This is a genomic window from Sulfurimonas indica (assembly GCF_009192995.1).
Lineage (GTDB): Bacteria > Campylobacterota > Campylobacteria > Campylobacterales > Sulfurimonadaceae > Sulfurimonas > Sulfurimonas indica.
Window position 1 is genome coordinate 1 of sequence record NZ_SDID01000005.1, and the last position, 18875, is coordinate 18875.

Genomic DNA, 18875 nt, shown 5'->3' on the forward strand with positions numbered 1-18875 from the left:
GTTAATGCGTACGGGTGGCCAAGTTGATGCGTATCTACATCGTTTTTACGGCATTTTTGAAATCTCTATCCATTAAGTAATATTCATAAAGTGTAATATAGGGATCAAAAAAGAATTTATCTTCTTTAATCATAGCTTTGAGTACTTGAATGCTTTTTTTGATGTCGTTTTGGATGGGTGATTCTAAAAAATCAAAATAGATCTCACTGACTTCAAATCTATCTCTGTCAATAAACTCATAAGGCTCATTTTTCTTTTCATATCTTGCCATTCCATAGAGCCTATTTTCAACGTCAAATGCTTTTTGAGATATAGCAGATGCCTTTACTTTAAAATACTCTCCTACACTTTTTGCAGTTATGCCGCCTCTACCATTTAGGTTGTTATGTTTAAGATAGATATAGACTATAGCAGCAGCTAAAAGATGTGGTTTTTGAGCTTCTTCAATCATTTTAGGATTATTCTTGTTTAGCTTTTCTAGCATTTGCAGTGGTTCAGGGCTTACTTTTAAAAATTCAAAGCTATATTTGCGGAGTTGGTGCTCTATGATTTGATAATTATCGTGAAACAAGTGCTAACCTTTATAGAGTATTTTTAAAATTATATACTCTTTGGGACAATTTTATAAATTATCAAATATCATCTTTGTGCTGTGATGCCTCTCATCAGGTATAAGATGACTGTATCTCATGGTCATTTCAAGTTTTTTATGTCCAAGTTGCTCTTTTATATGCATAATGCTTACACCTGCAATTGCCATCCATGAAGCATGGGTGTGTCTTAGGCTATGTATAGTTATTCTGTATTTGCCAGCCTTGTCATTGTTTGGAAGCATCTCATCTACTATCTCTTGCCATTGACGAGGCATTTGAATGAGTTGCTTGCCATTGGATGCAGGGATAACAAGGTTATTTATTTTCTCATTAAAAAGCTCAACTAACACATTCAGTGCCAAATCTGAAATATATATTTTTCTATCATTACCATTTTTATTTGATTTGAAATATATAAGTCTGTTGTTAAAATCTATATCATCCCAAGTAAGTGAAGCAACCTCACTAAATCTGGCACCAGTATACAAAAGAAGAACTGTTAAGCGGTAAGTTAGCGGTGTTTTTTAGACTTTAATCTCTCTAAAAGCTCTTTTGCTTGATCTTTAGTTAAAAATCCTATCTGTTTATTATCAAATTTTGGCATTTTGACTTTGCCTTTAGAGATGGGGTTTGTATAGTTTAGTATCAGTTCATTATTTATGGCATAGTTGATGATTTGTCTTGCAAGCCCCAGTATCAGTTGTACTGTTCTTGGTTTATATCCATCTGTTAGTTTTTTCTGTTTTAGCTTTTCAAACATCTCTGATTTTAATTGTCTCAAATCATAGTTTTTAAACTCACTTAAATGAAATTCAAAACTATTTGCATCTTGTTTCCAAGTCTTTTTGTTATGTTCAGCCCATTGTATATATTTTTTGAACACCTCATAAAAAGTAACTTTAGACTGTTTACTTACAAACTCACCATGTCTGATTTTATTTAAAATATCTATCCGTTTGGCTTTGCAAAACTCTAGTCGTATTCCTTCACTAAATTTACCAACAGTCATCTGCTTGTCGGTATAGTTTTCTCTATATCGAATGAGAAATATTTTATCAACAACTTTGTTGTTTTCATTGACTATCTCTTTGTAAAAGACACCTTCATATTTGGTTGATATTTTTTTATTTAATGTTTTTAGAGTTGCCATCACTTTTTCCATTTAGAATGAAATCTATAAGTGATAGTAAAATAAAAATGCTGTTGCTTCCCTTATGCTGGGAAATAGAGGAGATTTGATAAAAGATGAAGAAGTTTGATAATCTCAAAAAATAGCTAAATGTGCTATAATTATAAAAAAGAGGGGGAGTGTGTGATGCAAACTAAATTTCAACCAATGTTACTTTTAACTGTAAACAACTCCATAGATAATAAAAAGAAGCATTTTACTATAGATAAATTGTGTCGACTTTTTAATAAAGAACAAAATTTTACTAATGTAGAAAAATATGCACTCGACACTATAAAAACGGAAGCATTACCTGAAGAATTATCTTGGTTTAGTAAAGATTATCATATTCCTCTTTCGAAAATAAAACATGTTTTATCAATAAGTTTATATAATTAGACTATATGAAGACAAAACAAAAGCTTGAAAAAACAGCAATCAAATATTTAAAAGAAAATAGAAAAGATTTCTTTAACCATTATATTTCCGATAAATTTCCCATAGATGAAAAAATTGCATATTTTACAGCTGGTCCCAGTGGTGCTGGTAAAACAGAATTTATTCAAAAATTTATTGAATTTGAGAGTAATCTTTTACATCTGGATATAGATATAATACGGGATTTTTTTAAACCAGTTGGATATGATGGCAAAAATAGTGATATATTTCAAAAGCCTGCAAGCTGGGGTGTACAGTTTTTATTTGATGAAGCTGTAAAGTATAGAGGACTATCTTTGGTTGTTGATTCAAATTTTTCCCATTTACAAACAGCTAAAGAAAATATGTTAAAATTATTAAAACAAGATTACAAAATAGAAATATTTTATATCTATAATGACTTAGAAAAATGCTTTTTATATACAAAAAAACGAGAATCAGTAACAAATCGGCTTGTTCCTGAAGATGTTTTTTTAAATAGTGTTGTAAAGTCAAGAAGTGTAACAGCTGAAATAAAAAAGTTATTTGGGGAAAATATAGCTTTACATGTAATTGATAAAAGAGATAATAGCTATTACAAAGATGTTAGTTATACTCAATTTAACGACATAATTCCAGAATATAAGGCTCAAATATGACGAAACAAATGAACCCGATGTTAAGAGAAGAAAATAGACAAAAACTTATAGAAGAAGCTATGCAGGCTATATCAGACAAGCAAGCTCAAGTGATAAAACAAGCTGATAAAATCATTGGAAATGTTGCAATGTTTGAAGCTAATGTTCACAAAAAATTTATGTCAAGTTTTGCAAAGCAATAATATTATTTAGAGTGTATTAAGTCCTTGATAAGTCCGTACGAGATTATTTATTTTGAAATATTTTGATAAAATCTGAGGAAGATGAAACTTGATTCAATCCCTTAAAGTAGGCTATTATATGGGGTGTGATAAGATTTAAGAAAATATGACAATTCGGTTTTAACCGACTGTTAATCACTTGGTCACTGGTTCGAATCCAGTATCCGGAGCCACAACTTTAACAAACCCCTAAAATATGAACTTTTAAGAACTTTATAATTTATTCTGGCAACCTATTGGCAACCATAGCTACTCATATAAATCAACTCCATTATGATAATGAAATAACATCTCATCATCTAATTGCTTCTCTCGAAGATACTCTTGATACTCCTCTTCAACATCACTAAGCTCTTCATTCCCGCTAGAGTTGAAAAATTTTCTTTTTACCATCTGCTCAATATATCTATCCATCTGCTGATACTCTTCTTCAAATACTGCATATGAGATATGTCTTACAAGCGGTTCTTGTTTGTAACGATGGGTAACGATTTTCATTTGCCCTCCCTCTGGAATAAACTCATCATAGCTTGCAACTATCTCAAACCCATACTTTAATAGCTCTTTATTATAGAGTGTCTCAATAGTTTCTATATAATCTCTATTTTTGAGTTTTATGAAACCTTTGGCAATAAGCTTATCGATAGATGATGGAAGTACCTCTAAAGCTCTCATCCCATAATCAAATGCTTTTAGTTTTGACAGATTACAAACTTCTTCAGGTACTTGGTGCAAAGAATTACATGCTAAAACCTCTAAGTTTTGCAAGTTTATTATCTCTGGTGGGAGTGTTCTTACTTCTGTAAAGTGCATCATTATACTTTTTAAACTTTTTATCTCTAGCAATGCTCTAGGAAAATCAAACAATGGCACATGGCAGAACTCAAGCTCTTCTAAATTTGGGAACTGTTTGATAAAGTGCAATATGAAGAGGTTTTCATTATGATGTATCACTAATTTTTTTAAATTGTACAGAGGCTTTGGCAATGCAGGTAAACGAATGTGAAAACCACACTCAACTATAATCAATTCCTCTAAAGTTGGTAAATATAAATCAGAGTCCAGTATATACGGTAACCGCAAGCGTATAAGTCGTAAGATTTTTAATTTTTTAAACCTTGGAATTGCAACTGGTAACTCTTCTAAACCAAATACAGAATCTAAAATTAGAGTTTCAAGGTTTTGTAGATGTTCTATCTCTTGCGGTATAAACCCATCGCTCTTTCCAGATTTTTTAAAACTAATTTCTAAAAACTCAAGTGAAAGCAGTTCTTCTTTACTCTTGCCTATCAGCTCATCTATTTTATACTCGTCTGCCCATGTTAACAGCTTTTCTACCCATATCTCTTCTACCTGCATTATTTACAAATTGCCTCTTTGATTACATCATAGCTCTCAAGCGCAGCATCTCTACCCACTTCCGGATTCATCCCTGCACCTTTTCCACCAGTGATTTTCTCTCCAATTTGTACTTTGTGAGGTACTTTAGAATTATCAAGAGCTTGTTTGTCTGTATTGATGGCTACTAATTTTACTTTGTCAGCTATATCACTTAGAGCGAGGTTGTCAACCATATTGCCTCCACCTCCGCCAACACCGACAACGACTATTTTTATGCTTGTCGTGTTATCTACTTCTGTAACTGTGAAATTTTCTTTTTGCATCGCTCTATCCTCACTCTTTTCATAATGGTATCATCTTTATTATTTATAGACAATTAATAACAAAGATGTCCCATCTCCAAGGGCAATGGCAGTGCCGATGCTACAAAGTAGCGAGGTTCTGGGTGGGTGGGTTCAGAGAGTAACGATTGAAACCATCTCACACAGAAATGCCATAGCCCGATTATCTACGTATCTGCTTCCATGTGAAAAAATAAAAAAAAAAGAGTAGCACTCACGCTACTCTTCCAACTACCCCATGCTCAAACTCTACATAATCATAGCTCAAATCTCTACCGATAGCACCATAATCTATATAGTTCTCTAAATATGTGGGAACATCACCAAATAAACCCTCTTGCACCATATCGTACGCCAGCAGCTCATAAATATCGGTAAAACTCGTATCGTTGCTATAATCATAAATATCGACATCATAGTTATCTATGCCTTGCGTGAGCACTTCTCGTTCGTTGTAGCCCTCATGTGAGAGTAGTTTTAGTTTCAGTAACTCATCCTCACGCAGTGTATCAATAATTTCTGCCAACTCATTTAGCTTGTAAATATCATCATACTCATCTATAGCTATATCTGCCTCGTAATCTGTAATGAACAGCTCTTCGTGGTTATCTGTACCACTTACTACTTCGCCCTCATTAAGCACCTCTGAGAGAGCCTGTGTGAGTTCAAATTTACTCACTGGTAGTTCTAGCCATCTGCCGACTAAATGCCCTTCATTGTACGCTTGTAGGTCTGTTATATAAACTCGCATTTTTAATCCTTTTATCAAATGTTTTTGTAAAATATTTGTCGCTCTAAAGCGAAACTAGCGACTGCGTAAGCAAGTCAAGACTTCCATGTTTCTTTTGGCTCAAAAGCCTTTTAAACTCTGACTGCTTGCACTGCTACTCTTATAAATAAACTGGATAGCTATTCATTTTAATTTCATGGTAGTGGTGTATGCTCTAAGAATTTAAAAGGATGTTGTGTCAAAAGAATCAACTAATAAATATAAATCTCACACAAGTGAGTACCCTTATAGGTAAAAGCCAAGTGGCGTTTGAACGATAGAACATAGATATAAGAGCTGTTCCGTAGGATGGTTAACATCAACACGACATTCTTTTAAACGCAGTAATTAACTTATGACTGCTTGCAGGCATCAGTTATAAAAGAATGTGTGTTATGTCTAAAGCTAACTTAATTCATCCGCTGTGAATGTAAGGAGGTAAGGATAGCTTCATACTCGTTTGGAGATATACTTAGCTCTCTCATTCACGGCTGTAGGTGCATTCAGTTTGCGTCCAAAGCTATACCGCTTTATAAAGACCAAGTGTCGTTTGAACGGCAGGCTTCATAGGCGTATAATAATAGTGAAGTGAGGAACGAACGGAGCTTACATGTAAAGAAGAAAAAAGAGACTAAACGCAGTAATCTAAACACGCAGAACTAAAGAGAAAAAAACAATAAAAAAGATATAAGCCGTACCGTGTAGGCTTCTAACGAAAGCAGACCTTGGCTGCTGTAGTAACGAAGTGAGACCTTGGCTCACGGAGTGGTGTATTGTGTAACGTGTAAGAGTGTGTAGTGGGAACAAGTGAGCTACCTCTCGGTAACATATAAGGGATTCACTATGTTCCCAAATTAGTAGTTCATTTATGTAAGTTCATCATAGTTTTTTTAATAGGCGGGGGATGCTTACATGTGAGCGTGTGGGTTATTTACTATGTGCTTCCTCACGCAGAATATTTTTAGCATTAAAGTAATTTTTAGTTTGAAGTTAGTTTGAAGTGTATATTAAATTTAAAAGTAGAGTGATTTGAAGTATTGGCACTACATGTATTCTTGAGTTGTGGTATCTTCTGTATCTGCAAACAAGTCACAAAGTTTGCATTCGAGTATATAGGCTATTTTATACAGATGTTCAATATTGAAGTGTTGTTTTTTAAGGTATATCTCTGCCTGTGAAACTAAACCTACAGATTTGTGCCCAAGTGCTTGAGCCAGTTGAAGCTGTGTATATCCTTTTAGTTTTCGTTGTTTTTTAACATTGTTGCCAATTTGTTTATAGAAGTTATCTATTGTTTCAGATGGTAACTCTTCAGCATTTCTCAACTAGCTATACCTATTTTTCAGATTAGTTGAATAATAGGATGTTATTATTTTTCTATCAACTAGTGTTTACTAGTTTTAATATATAAGAGGATTTAAATATGAAAGCGAAATATATAATTGCACTGACAATTACCATTCTTTTTATATTTGCAGGTTGTGGAGGAGGTAGTGGAAGTGGTGGAAGTTCATCTTCAGCGGCTACTACACAAACAGGTACATTTATAGACGCTCCAGTAAAAGGGCTGAGATATGAAACAGCTACATTTTCAGGATTCACGGATTATCAAGGTAGCTTTCAATACAAAAGTGGCGAAAAAGTAAAATTTTTTCTTGCCAACTTAGAGCTTGGAACTGTTACAGGTGCCAAATGGATAACACCTTTAACACTAAATGGAGAAAGCGATTTAAATAATATAAGCAACAAAGCAATTGGTTTAGCAAGAATATTACAAACTATAGATAATAATTCATCTAATGGTGCCTTATTGATTGTGCCAGATTCATTAAAAGATTTAAATATTACAGGGTTAAATTTAGACTCTGATGCAGATTTAAATACAATTTTAGCAAAAGCACAAATAAAAACAGGAATTAACTATATGTTGAAAAATGCAATGGATGCTCAACTAGAAATGAAAAAACAAATTCAAGCGACTACTACCTATCCATTGATAAATACATTAGAAAATTCAGGTATGGGAGTTACTTATTATCTATTGAGATTAACAGAAGAGAGTAATGTATTGATGCATATATATGGTAGAAATTCATATGAAGTAGGTTTAACATTAGGAAGTGGTAATGGTATTAGTATCTATGATTTAGATTTAAATCAAGTAACTGAACATAATGGTAAACTTTATGCTGGAACGTATATTATTAAAGTTCTTCATGATGATGTAGTAAATAGTGTTTTTTTAATCAACTATCCTGCTCTTATAGACCAAACTGCTCACACAAAGCTGCAAAATGGAATTTTTAATTTTAATGGTGAAAAATTTTATAGTTTACATATGCAAGCAAGTGGTCAAGTAGATTTTACATATGATTCAGGATTGGCAGGGAATAGTTATCCAGCATATATTTATGATACGAATCTTAGTTTAATAAGTCATATTAATGGTACAATCTCTCTTGATGCTGGAGACTATGTTGTATTTTTCGACCATGGAGCAATAGATAAATCTTCTAACCCATTAACAGTTTCTTTTTTACCATAAGAGGATAAAATGATGCGAATGGTAAAATATGTTTTCTTTTTAATAGTCGTATTGTTCATTAGTGGATGTACAACACACCAAGGTAATGCTCAAATACCTTTAACTCCAATTTCATACATCTCAGATGAAGATAACAATATGTCAACGATAATGTATTATCGTGCGGTAGACTTTTCGGGAGCATTGAGGTTTGGCAATTATACATGTTTCATTGATTTTGATTTTCATCATGATGATAAATATGAAGTCCAAGATATTATCATGTATGCTGATAGGAATCAATATACAGTTAAAAAAGTAACACCCGGTGTACATAAATTTTCTTTGGTAAATTTATTTAATGGTGAGCTTTCTTCTATTACAGCTAATATTGAATCAAACAAAACTTATTTTTTGGCTGTTACTTATAATCCTTTCAATCCTATTCCAACATTACAATTTAGAACAAAAAAAGACTTTGAGGATAATGCGAAAGACGATAAGCAGGTCATTGTTGATGGAAAATGTTTTCCTAAACTTGATGGTTGCCATTTTAAAGAGGTAACAAGTAAATAATTCCTCCTCTTTTAAATATTAATATTCTTGGCTACCAAGAAAGATATAGCATTAAAGCAAAAAAAATAAAAATTTTATATTGTTTAAACCTGAAGATAGTTGAGGCTAGACCCAATATCTTACTCTTGCACATTGAAAAACTACAAGCATTATATTGGGTTGGCTTATGTTTTTCTTTGCGTGAGAGGCTTCTTAAAGGTTGTATTTACAATGTCTTGACGACAGTCTAAGCTACAGTTTACAAACTGAGTACGAGCCTTAACAGGCTCTACTATTTCGATAATGAAATATTGCTTTAGCTTGGTACTCAGTCGGATGAACCTATCAATGCTTTGCATTCGTCACTTCGTTCCTCACCCTAACGGGTTGATAGAACCAATCCTCCCTCGACCAGCTACGCATATTTCATATCTCAGTAGAGATGTGAGGAGTAGTAGTTGTAAGTGTTTTTAGTGCATCTATTAACTATATATGGATACACTTGAGCTGGATGCACTTCTAAGCCCCTATTTTACGAGGTTTAAGTGTATCCTAAGAGGAAGTGTAAATTTTAGGTCTGGATACACTTGGCAATCTTTTTTTTACCTACAAGATCTACTTCAATTAACTCGTTTTTGTGCCGAGCAAATGTATTTCGGGCTTCCGATGATAGTTTATTTGTCAGCTCTCTTACAGTAAGTTCCCCATTATCATTTAAAATTTTATCTATAGCTTTTTTGACTTGCTTAATGGAATAAAGCCTGAAATCTGATAGATGCTCATTGGAGACTCTTGTTTTCTGTAGTTTTAAATTTCGATATGATTCTGATGAATTATCTAAAAAATAGACAATATCACTTTTAGAGATGATAGTTTCAGCATTACCTTTAATCTTAGTTTCTTTACCTCCAAGCTTTTTGTTGTATTGTGTTGCGTGAGCAATAACTATGACGGTATAACCTGCTTTTGTAAACTCTCTAATAAACTCCATAGTTTTTTGAGCACCTGCATTTGTATCTAAATCTTCTCCATCTGCAAAGTCTTTTAAGCTATCAAAGACAACTATTTTACCATCGCCATCTACATCCAACAAAGCATCAAGAGCTATCTGCATATTTGTATTGAGGTGGATAAAATTACTAAGATAATTTAGCAGTTCATCATTGATATTATAGTCGGCATCAAGCCAAATAACATCCTCTTGAGTCATTCCAGCATCTACTAATATCTGAGCTATAGAATAACTTTTACCACTCTTTGATAACCCATAGATAAGATGTAGGCAGTTATTGTAAAAAGGTGTGCCTTTAATGTTTTCAACCTTTTTAGGTTTGCTATAGCATTTAGTACGCAAATCTGACAATATATCGGATAATGTCTCTTCCTCTTCATGAGTAGCCGGTTCTTTAACCGGCATAGCACTCATGAGGCTTCCTTTATCATAGTTATTGACAAATCTTTATAGTTTGCAGTTATCTGTGCTACATGTAGAGCTTTATCATTTAAAACTTCATGTAATTTTTGACAGAAAATGCTAAAATTATCACAATTTTCTGCTAAAATACCGGTAGAAATGTTCTGGTTAGTTCTTTCTGCTGATGATACTGAGCTATTGGTCGTAGCTCGTATCTCATCTACGGTTTTTGTTTGTTTCTTTCTAACGGTCCTCACTTTTGTTCCTTTATCTTTTGTAAAATACTCTATACCGTCGATAGTTTTTACACCGTAACCAAGCTTTTGAGCTTGTCTTTTTAGAGCCCAGTGAGTTCTGCCTGGTAAAAGCTTTAAAACATCATTTACTTTCGCATCGTGCTTTACATTATCTTTTATTATCTGCTTTTCAGCATTAGTGTATCTTACTGCCATTATGCCACCTCCACTGTTTGAGCTAAAAATTTAGCTACTTCGTCTATTGGAAATAGAACTCTAGAGTTCTTACTGTTTCCAACTTTGATATAGTTTGGAAGACCATAGCCTTCAGCCATCAGTTTAGAGACTGTTGAGAGTCCCATGCCTAGTTCCTGTGCCAGCTCTTGTTTTGAGAGGGCAACTTTGCCATACTTCTCGTAAAGAGAATTATAAATTTGATGTGTCATCAAAAATCCTTTTTATTGTCAGATAACTTTAGAACTGCTTAGTTCTATCTGATCAACGATGGCATATTACCTTAGATTTTTTTTTAACATGGTGGTAGTAAGTAGATAGTTACTTACTACCAGCAGTATTTAAATATTCCAGAATAAAGTAGGTTTGTTTTGTAGTTTTGATGCTAATGGTTCATAATCAGAGGTTAATACTGCATCTTGAGGACATAGATTAATATCTATTAGTTCGAAGTAATTATCTATATAAGCTTCACCAATTAACTTCCATTGTTTATAGTTATCAGTGTTCATATTGAGTTGTTTATCCGTTTTTTTACCATCTATAATAGCTAAGATTTTTTGAACCTTTTTCCATGTATTGATTTCTATATAATTATACTTAAAATGATATAGTCTGGCAGGATAAGATGTGTGTGAAGTATATAAGACATTATGTTCTGGTTGAGCTGTAAATCCATAAGGATGTAGCTTTAGTGTTAAGTATTTTTCTTGTTCTGAATATCCTAAAGTATCATAAAAATCCACTTGTTTACTTAAAGTTGATGCATTTTTTTTAATTTGTTTAACATCTTCATTTCTAATAGCAAATTCATAGGCTAATCTTCCAAGCCAATATTTTTGAACTACCGCAGGTTGTTCATTGATTTTAGCAGTTTGTTTTAACCTTTTTGCATCACTAAAATCAATATCTTCAATCTGTCTATTTGTTTGTAAAATAATATCTGCTTCTGTTTGAGCATCAAGTAATATACTTTTTAAATCATTCATCCCACAACTCCATAACCTCTTCCATCCCTGCATCGGGAGCTAAGTGAGCATATCTAGCAGTAGTTTCTAATTCACTGTGATTTAAAAGCTTCTGCACCGTCTGTAATGAAGTACCCTTCATAACTAAGTTACTTGCAAATGTATGTCTGAGCGTATGTACAACTACTCTGTTAACTCTATCATCACTCTCAAGCCCCTCATTGAAAAGTTTGTTCAGCACCCTTTGCAAGCGTTTTTGTAGTGATAGTTTGGATAGAGTAAAGATGTTGTCATTAGGTCTCAGTTCTTTTAATAGAGGTTCTAAAACTTGTAACACATCTTTATTCAGATAGCCTGTATATCGTTCATTACCGTCCTTTTCATCTACAAGGGTAACTTTGTTACCGGAGAAGTCTTTAGCTTTGAGTTGCATGATTGCACCCAGTCTAGCACCAGTAGAGAGTGCTAACTCTACAAATAGTTTTAACTCATGGTGTAAGTCTGCTACGGCTTCTTTGAGCTCTGCAACTTCGTCTGTAGTTAAAAATCTGTCTCTTTTGACTTTACGGGCTTTTTTTTGTTTTTTAGTTATGTGGTCTCTGTCGTAGGTTCTGAGGTCTGTTACTGCATCATGGACTTTTAAAGTGTTTTGTGGTTGTGCATTGTAGTAACGAATAGCTGAACCAATCATCCCTATCATCATATCTATACTGCGTGCTGAAAGTGGCTTTTGCATGTTTTCAAGTCTTTCTCTAAAAGCTAACAATTTCTTTAGCGTAACCTCTTCACTAAAATCTTGCTTCATGTGTTTTTCCCATCGTCCTTGATAATCTTTGCGAATAGCATCACTTAAAGCTTTGTTATTTACATAATTATTCCACACATCTGCAAATCTAAATTTCTTTTTCTTTTTACTAGCTATTGGGTCTTCTCCATGACGAACCATATTGATAGCTTCAGCACGCTTTATGTTGGCATAGTTTTCTGTAATACCCTCACTCTTCTTTCCAACCGTTACTCTTTGTGTTTTATTGTTAGCATCTTTGTATGTGTAGCTGTAGCTAATATCTCCATTGGCAAGATGATTTTTGTATACACCGACATACTTCTTCGATTTTTCTCTACCCATCTCTGGCAACCTTTATGTAAAATGGCAACTTTTTGGCAACCATTTATTAGATTTATGTAGATAATTATAGTGAAATAGAGATAAGAGAAAGCTTTTAAATATCGTTAAATAGCCGTAAAATAGGTGATAGAAGATTTGTGAATTGGTTTTTAAAATTTTATAGTTTCAGCTCCAGTATCCGGAGCCACTTTTTTATGTTATAATTCCTCCACTTTATCCGAGGAATAGAACTTGACAGAAACTTCACAAGAAACAAAATTAACACTTTTTTATATCTCCATAGCTTTTACTTTTTCAGTTCTGATGCGTCTTATTTGGGTTTATCATTTTGCGGATTATGAACCTTTTTATTTTAATGGGCAGTTTATGATAAATACTAATGATGGTTATATTTGGGCTGAAGGTGCTAGAGATCTGCTCTTGGGAACGACTACAAATCCAAATGCAAAAGAGTACTTTGACAAATTCCATCAGCTTTATGACCTCTCTCCTGTAACTTCTGCAGCATCACAGCTGACAGCTTTATTCGCAAAAATCTTACCATTTTCTTTTGAATCAGTCATCTTTTATATGCCGGTATTTTTAAGCTCTTTAGTGGTTATTCCAATCATTTTAATTGCACGAGTGATGAAAAACTTGGAGATGGGGCTTATCGCTGCACTGCTCGCATCTATCGCTTGGAGTTACTATAACCGTACGATGGCAGGGTATTATGATACCGATATGCTCAACATTGTACTTCCAATGTTCTTACTTTGGTCTATTATCTGGGCAGTAGAGACAAACAGAAATATCTACTTAATTATAACAGCGATAGATATTCTGATCTATCGCTGGTGGTATCCGCAATCTTACTCTTTGGAGTTCTCATTTTTTGGCCTTATATTAGCATATGCGTTGATTTTTGATCGTAAAAATCTTTTTAATTATAAACTGCTTGCAATTATGATGCTTGCTATGATGAATGGCGATGGCTTCTTACGTCTTGGTCTTGTAGTTGTAGTATATATTCTTTTTAGAGATAAAAAATATGACAAATATGTTTTTTATATTTTAGGTCTTGCCGTTGCTGCATTCTTAGTCTCCGGTGGGCTCTCTCCTATCTGGGCACAGTTAAAGGGCTATGTATTTAGAGACAGTGTCAGTGCTACTGATAAAGGACTTGGACTCCACTTTTTTACTGTTATGCAAACCGTACGTGAGGCAGGGCATATCCCATTTGAGACATTTGCAAATCGCATAAGTGGGCATACTGTTACATTTTTAATCTCACTGGCAGGGTATCTCTACCTACTCTATAAACACCGCATTATGCTCTTTTCTCTTCCACTGGTCGGGCTTGGCTTTTTAGCTTATGTTGGCGGGCTTCGTTTTACTATCTATGCTGTGCCTGTTTTGGCTTTTGGTATTGCATATCTCATCATAGAAATAGCGCGTATAATGCCTACTGCAAAGTTAAAATATCTCAGTATGATAGCATTTACGCTTGCCATTATATTCCCAAACTACAAACATATAGAAGCTTATAACGTACCAACTGTTTTTAATGCCAATGAGGTCCAAGTACTTCAAGATTTAGGCAAAAAAGCAGACAGAGAAGATTATGTCATCTCTTGGTGGGACTATGGTTATCCGATTCGTTACTATGCAGATGTAAAGACTTTGAGTGACGGAGGAAAGCACAGTGGGTCTGTGAATTTTCCGGTAAGTTTTATGCTCACGCATACACAAGAAGAAGCCGCAAAGATGGCACGCCTTGATGTTGAGTATACGGAAAAGACATATGCTTTTAGAGATACACATAAAGAAGAGATATCTGATAAAAACTTGACAATTTTCTCAAATATTGAGCAGATGACAAAAGATTATGGTTTTAAAAATACAAATGATTTTCTTGCAACACTCAAGTCTGATATAAAACTACCGAAAAAGACAAGAGACATCTACTTTTATCTACCGTTTCGTATGACGAGTATCTATCCTACGGTTACACTTTTTTCAAATATTGACTTGATGAATGGGCGACAAGGAAGACAGCCATTCTTTTATGTTGCTAGAAGTTTTAAAGATCTAGGATCAAAGATTCAGCTTGGAGCCAATATATTTTTAGATAAAAGAACACTGAATCTGACAATTGGCAATAAAACAATGCCAATTCGCAGATTTGTAAAAACACAATATACAAAAGATATGAAACTCCAAAAAAATGTGCAGCTTGTAAATTTTAGCTCGGACATTAGTGTGATATATATGGTTAATTATAATACTATGCTTCTTGTTGATGAAAAAACATATAACTCTATGTATATACAACTGATGGTACTTGAAGATTATGATCCAAAACTTTTTGAACCGGTTATTTTAACGCCGAGTGCAAAAGTCTATAAATTAAAAATATGAAAACCTAAAGGGCAGGGTTAAAACCCTGCTTCCAAAAGAGTTGCCAACTGTCTTTGGAATCCGGGATTTATCCCGGGAAAAAAACTGATACAAAGGATACCAATGAAACCGATCAAAAAATGTCTTTTCCCTGCAGCAGGTTATGGAACACGATTTTTACCGGCTACCAAAGCCATTCCAAAAGAGATGTTGCCTGTTCTTACAAAACCACTTTTACAGTATGGTGTTGAAGAGGCCATTGAAGCAGGGCTGAGTACGATGGCCATAGTTACCGGTCGTGGAAAACGGGCAATCGAAGATCATTTTGATATCTCTTACGAGCTTGAGCATCAGATAAAAGGAACTACAAAAGAAGAGTACCTCACGCAGATTCGTAATGTTATCAATGCTTGTACATTCTCTTACACGAGACAGATTGAGATGAAAGGTTTGGGGCATGCTATTTTAACAGGTGAGACTTTGATAGGGCAGGAGCCTTTTGCCGTTATACTAGCAGATGATTTGTGTGACAATGACTCAGATGGGGTTTTAACACAGATGGTAAAACTATATGAAGAGCATAAGTGCTCCATTGTTGCCGTTGAAGAGGTTCCACAGGCAGACACAAATAAATACGGTGTCATAGCAGGAGATTTTATTGCGGATGATTTAGTCCGTGTAAAAGATATGGTGGAAAAGCCGGATCCAAAAGATGCCCCTTCAAATCTGGCGATTATAGGTCGATATATCTTAACACCAGATATCTTTGATATCTTGCGTGAGACAAAACCTGGAAAAGGCGGAGAGATTCAGATAACGGATGCACTTCTAGAACAGGCAAAAGAGGGAAGAGTTTTGGCTTACAAGTTTCAAGGAAAACGTTTTGACTGTGGAAGTGTAGATGGTTTTGTGGAGGCAACAAACTATTTTTATGCAAAGAGTAATAAATAATGCAATATAAGCACAACTTCAATCCAACTATCTCTGATGAAATTGTTTTTGCAGAGATTCTCAAAGAAAAAGAGCTGATTGGGTATTATGAACTTCCATTTATTGATACAAATCCTTTTAAAGAGTATGCCCATAGTGTAAAACAGAGTAATATCGTCGTAATTGGAATCGGTGGAAGTACACTCGGTACATATGCGATTTACAAGTTTTTAAAACACTCACGCAACTTAGAAAAAAAACTCTTCTTTTTAGAAACAACAGACCCCATAGATATCAAATCAAAGATAGAAGCAATAGATTTAGAAGATACTCTCTTTATTGTCATCTCTAAATCAGGTACAACCATAGAGACAGTCTCAATCTTCAAGTACATTAATTCTCTTGTAAAATGCGATAAAAACAACACTATAGTCGTCACAGAGAGTGATTCGAAACTACAAGCCTTTGCAAATGCCAATGAGATGGTGAGTTTTGAGATACCCAAAAATGTAGGTGGGCGTTTCTCTGTATTTTCAGCTGTTGGACTGCTGCCTCTTGCTATTGTAGGTATAGATATAGATGAGCTCTTATGTGGTGCTAAAAAAATACATGATGATTTTTTTGCAAAACGAGAGTTTTATACACGCATCTTGAAAAAGGCACGTTTTTTAGTAGAGTATAAGTACAGCTTTAACATTAACGTTGTCTTTTCATACTCTTCAAGACTCGAGGGATTTAATAAATGGTATATTCAGCTCTGGGGAGAGAGTTTAGGTAAAGTGGATATTAATGATACAAGGCAGGGACTTACCCCTATTGGTATCATAGGTCCAATTGATCAGCACTCTTTTTTACAACTTATAGTAGAAGGAAGACGTGACAAGACCGTTACAGTCATTAAAGTAGAGAACTTTGATAATGATTTGAAGATTCCAGACATTCAGCTTGAAGGCTTGGAAGACTTGGATTATCTCAATGGTATAGCTTTTTCTGATCTGATTAACAAACAGGCTGATGCAACTATTGAGTCTATCAATAACCTCAATGATATTCCCTGTGATGTCATTACAATAGATGGAGTATGTGAGAGTGCTATAGCTGCTTTAATGTATGAATATGAACTTCTCACATCCCTCTGTGCAAAGTTTATGTATATAGATGCATATAATCAGCCAGGTGTTGAAGCTGGAAAAATTATTTTAAACAAAAAACTTCAATAATCCGGCAAATTGTAACGCCATTTTTATAGTCTAATCGACTATAACATGCCCTACAAATTTACTCATATTATCTAAAATCTCTCCACCTTTTCGAAATCCGAGTCCACAGGCTTCATAGGCAAAGAAAACACCTGCTTGGTATTTTGCCCTTTGTTTATCGTTTGGAAACTCTACATATTGTTGGTAAACTTTGTTGTAATTATCATAAGGACCATCTGTCTGAGTGAGTATCTTTCCATCGGCATCTATGATTTTTGTATTTGCCCCTTCTCTACCAAAAAGGGATTTTTCAACCTGTTTTATTCCTTGAAAAGGTTCAAAAGATGTTTTTAGCAGGTATGGAGAGTCTGGAAAGAGTTTTGACAAGATCGCCAGCATTCCTTTTGATTGAAAAAGGAGGGTATAGGCTGGGTTTAAAATAATGGCTTTTTGATTCTCCATGATATGTGTCAGTGTTGTAGCAAGCTCTGGTTCATCCGTAGCGATATCCTCCCAAGGATAGAGCTTGAACCAGTACTCATAAGGGTTTTTCTCTTTATCATAGATGCCCTCATCATCAAAACCGACATTCTGTAAAAATTCAAATCCTGTAACAAATCCGGCATCACTTGCCATCTGCTGCAGCAGTTTGACTGTAGCTTCTTCTTCATCATTACCTGCAACAGAAGAAAAAAGTATCTTCCATCCACCATAGAGTTCATTAAACTTTTCTGTATCATCAAAAAGTGTAATGAGCCGTTTGAAATTATCAGAAATAGCTTCATAGACATTGTTAAATTGTTTTGCCTCATCCATCTCATTATGTTTTAATATTGCCCACTGTAGAAGTGCTGTTTCAAAGAGTGCTGTTGGTGTATCAGCATTGAATTCTATGAGTTTAATAGGCTCTCCATTAATGCCACCTGCAAAATCAAAACGTCCGTAAATATGCCAGTGAACATCATTTTCCCATGATTTTTTTATTATATCTATCAGATTAAAGGGAATGCCAAGTTCAAAAAAGAGATTGTTCTCTATGACATACTCAGCAGCTTCAACATACATGTCATATATCGTATTTGCAGCTTCGTAGTAGGCTTCTGCCTCATCTTGTGCGATGACTACAAGTTCATCACTTACATATTTACTGCCATCACTGTCTGTATGCCATGTAAAACCTATCTCATCAAGCGTTGTATCATCAATGGGTTTGACTTTAAGTGTTTGTATCATATATTAACCACCAAAAAAACCACCACTGCTTTTTTTATAAGAGGAGCTTTTTGAACTTCCAAAAAAACTTTTTTTAGAAGATGCACGAGCTGTTTTTTTCTTATATGCTGAAGCTGTGTAGGCACTTCGGGTGTTTCGAGAGAAGGCTTTGTTGTTCATAAGTGAGTTTGCTATCATATTTCCAAGCAGACTCCCCGCTGCAACGGCGAGGATGGTTCCTGCTAGTCCCATTCCTGCACTGCTGCTGTTTTCTTGAATGGTCTCACTTGTACCGTTTTGTACTTTTTCATACTCTTGTGCAGCGAGTGCTTTCATCTCTTCTTCATTCATAAAACGCTCACGAATATTGCCAAATTTATCACGTTCACGGATAATTGCACGAGTTGGACCTTCTGTAGGCATCTCTTCTACCACTTTATATTTTCCGTTTGGAAGTTGCTCAATGACCAAAAACTTGTTTTGTGCCTCTTGCTGTCTCTGCTCACATCCCGTGAGTGTACTCATCATCATGATACCGGCAGTGCCAAGAACGACACCGCTTGCAATCGAAGATATATGTTTCATT

22 protein-coding genes and 1 pseudogene are annotated in these 18875 nt (G+C 34.5%); 9 read left to right on the forward strand and 14 right to left on the reverse strand.

Going from position 1 to position 18875, the window contains the following annotated elements:
• Positions 1–34: 34 nt before the first annotated feature.
• From ES948_RS02860 to ES948_RS02870, 3 genes and pseudogenes are all read right to left on the reverse strand, one after another.
• Positions 35–484 carry a hypothetical protein gene (locus ES948_RS02860; protein ID WP_425505068.1) on the reverse strand — a complete coding sequence of 150 codons (450 nt, stop codon included), beginning with the start codon at positions 482–484 and terminating at the stop codon, positions 35–37.
• A gap of 138 nt (positions 485–622) precedes the next feature.
• A pseudogene (locus ES948_RS02865) lies at positions 623–1084 on the reverse strand (site-specific integrase); the annotation flags it as partial.
• Between the two features lie 20 nt (positions 1085–1104).
• Positions 1105–1743, reverse strand: a complete 639-nt coding sequence (locus ES948_RS02870; RefSeq protein WP_152183436.1) for a hypothetical protein — start codon at positions 1741–1743, stop codon at positions 1105–1107.
• Between the two features lie 165 nt (positions 1744–1908).
• Here ES948_RS02870 and ES948_RS02875 point away from each other — a divergent pair, with 165 nt between their 5' ends.
• The 3 genes from ES948_RS02875 to ES948_RS02885 are packed head-to-tail and all read left to right on the forward strand — an operon-like array spanning position 1909 to position 3019.
• The gene (locus ES948_RS02875; RefSeq protein WP_188109430.1) at positions 1909–2160 is read left to right on the forward strand and encodes a hypothetical protein; all 252 of its coding nucleotides are present in this window, start codon (positions 1909–1911) and stop codon (positions 2158–2160) included.
• Positions 2161–2165: 5 nt separating this feature from the next.
• A complete protein-coding gene (locus tag ES948_RS02880) occupies positions 2166–2837 on the forward strand; it encodes a zeta toxin family protein (protein ID WP_152183437.1) in 672 nt (223 codons plus the stop codon).
• Positions 2834–3019, forward strand: a complete 186-nt coding sequence (locus ES948_RS02885) for a hypothetical protein (protein WP_152183438.1) — start codon at positions 2834–2836, stop codon at positions 3017–3019. Before ES948_RS02880 ends, ES948_RS02885 begins: the two co-directional genes overlap by 4 nt.
• Before the next feature lie 288 nt (positions 3020–3307).
• Here ES948_RS02885 and ES948_RS02890 read toward each other — a convergent pair whose 3' ends face one another.
• Positions 3308–4417 (reverse strand): leucine-rich repeat domain-containing protein, encoded by a 1110-nt coding sequence (locus ES948_RS02890; protein WP_152183439.1) that lies wholly within the window; start codon positions 4415–4417, stop codon positions 3308–3310.
• Entirely contained in the window at positions 4417–4722 is a 306-nt protein-coding gene (locus tag ES948_RS02895) for a cell division protein FtsZ (protein ID WP_152183440.1), read from the reverse strand. Before ES948_RS02895 ends, ES948_RS02890 begins: the two co-directional genes overlap by 1 nt.
• A 97-nt stretch (positions 4723–4819) precedes the next feature.
• Here ES948_RS02895 and ES948_RS11130 point away from each other — a divergent pair, with 97 nt between their 5' ends.
• Positions 4820–4951: a hypothetical protein gene (locus ES948_RS11130; protein WP_281346795.1), complete on the forward strand. Its 132-nt coding sequence runs from the start codon at positions 4820–4822 to the stop codon at positions 4949–4951.
• A gap of 3 nt (positions 4952–4954) precedes the next feature.
• On the opposite strand, the gene ES948_RS02900 is transcribed toward ES948_RS11130, so the two are convergent.
• Together ES948_RS02900 and ES948_RS02905 are read right to left on the reverse strand one after the other, a co-directional pair.
• The gene (locus ES948_RS02900; protein WP_152183441.1) at positions 4955–5491 is read right to left on the reverse strand and encodes an antirestriction protein ArdA; all 537 of its coding nucleotides are present in this window, start codon (positions 5489–5491) and stop codon (positions 4955–4957) included.
• A 1061-nt stretch (positions 5492–6552) separates the two neighbouring features.
• Positions 6553–6834: a helix-turn-helix domain-containing protein gene (locus ES948_RS02905; RefSeq protein ID WP_188109431.1), complete on the reverse strand. Its 282-nt coding sequence runs from the start codon at positions 6832–6834 to the stop codon at positions 6553–6555.
• Between the two features lie 98 nt (positions 6835–6932).
• Here ES948_RS02905 and ES948_RS02910 point away from each other — a divergent pair, with 98 nt between their 5' ends.
• Positions 6933–8054, forward strand: coding sequence for a hypothetical protein (locus ES948_RS02910; RefSeq protein ID WP_152183442.1), 1122 nt, complete (start codon positions 6933–6935; stop codon positions 8052–8054).
• A gap of 9 nt (positions 8055–8063) precedes the next feature.
• On the forward strand, positions 8064–8609 hold the full coding sequence (locus tag ES948_RS02915; RefSeq protein WP_152183443.1) for a hypothetical protein: 546 nt from the start codon (positions 8064–8066) through the stop codon (positions 8607–8609).
• Between the two features lie 550 nt (positions 8610–9159).
• Here ES948_RS02915 and ES948_RS02920 read toward each other — a convergent pair.
• The 5 genes from ES948_RS02920 to ES948_RS02940 form a co-directional block, all read right to left on the reverse strand.
• Positions 9160–10014 carry a DEAD/DEAH box helicase family protein gene (locus ES948_RS02920; protein ID WP_152183444.1) on the reverse strand — a complete coding sequence of 285 codons (855 nt, stop codon included), beginning with the start codon at positions 10012–10014 and terminating at the stop codon, positions 9160–9162.
• Positions 10011–10454 carry a hypothetical protein gene (locus ES948_RS02925; protein ID WP_152183445.1) on the reverse strand — a complete coding sequence of 148 codons (444 nt, stop codon included), beginning with the start codon at positions 10452–10454 and terminating at the stop codon, positions 10011–10013. The genes ES948_RS02920 and ES948_RS02925 overlap by 4 nt, the downstream gene beginning before the upstream one ends.
• Positions 10454–10684 (reverse strand): helix-turn-helix transcriptional regulator, encoded by a 231-nt coding sequence (locus tag ES948_RS02930; RefSeq protein ID WP_152183446.1) that lies wholly within the window; start codon positions 10682–10684, stop codon positions 10454–10456. Before ES948_RS02930 ends, ES948_RS02925 begins: the two co-directional genes overlap by 1 nt.
• 129 nt (positions 10685–10813) lie before the next feature.
• Positions 10814–11461: a hypothetical protein gene (locus tag ES948_RS02935; protein WP_152183447.1), complete on the reverse strand. Its 648-nt coding sequence runs from the start codon at positions 11459–11461 to the stop codon at positions 10814–10816.
• Entirely contained in the window at positions 11454–12569 is a 1116-nt protein-coding gene (locus ES948_RS02940) for a tyrosine-type recombinase/integrase (RefSeq protein WP_152183448.1), read from the reverse strand. Before ES948_RS02940 ends, ES948_RS02935 begins: the two co-directional genes overlap by 8 nt.
• A 231-nt stretch (positions 12570–12800) precedes the next feature.
• Between ES948_RS02940 and ES948_RS02945 the strand changes: the two genes are divergently transcribed.
• The 3 genes from ES948_RS02945 (at position 12801) to ES948_RS02955 (ending at position 17098) form a co-directional block, all read left to right on the forward strand.
• On the forward strand, positions 12801–14969 hold the full coding sequence (locus ES948_RS02945; RefSeq protein ID WP_152183449.1) for an STT3 domain-containing protein: 2169 nt from the start codon (positions 12801–12803) through the stop codon (positions 14967–14969).
• Between the two features lie 102 nt (positions 14970–15071).
• A complete protein-coding gene (gene galU, locus ES948_RS02950) occupies positions 15072–15899 on the forward strand; it encodes a UTP--glucose-1-phosphate uridylyltransferase GalU (RefSeq protein ID WP_152183450.1) in 828 nt (275 codons plus the stop codon).
• Complete coding sequence (locus tag ES948_RS02955; protein ID WP_152183451.1) at positions 15899–17098, forward strand: glucose-6-phosphate isomerase; 1200 nt, start codon at positions 15899–15901, stop codon at positions 17096–17098. Before galU ends, ES948_RS02955 begins: the two co-directional genes overlap by 1 nt.
• A gap of 30 nt (positions 17099–17128) precedes the next feature.
• Here ES948_RS02955 and ES948_RS02960 read toward each other — a convergent pair whose 3' ends face one another.
• Entirely contained in the window at positions 17129–18310 is a 1182-nt protein-coding gene (locus ES948_RS02960; protein ID WP_152183452.1) for a glutathionylspermidine synthase family protein, read from the reverse strand.
• A gap of 3 nt (positions 18311–18313) precedes the next feature.
• A complete protein-coding gene (locus ES948_RS02965) occupies positions 18314–18874 on the reverse strand; it encodes a Cj0371 family chemotaxis-regulating polar lipoprotein (protein WP_152183453.1) in 561 nt (186 codons plus the stop codon).
• Position 18875 lies beyond the last annotated feature (1 nt).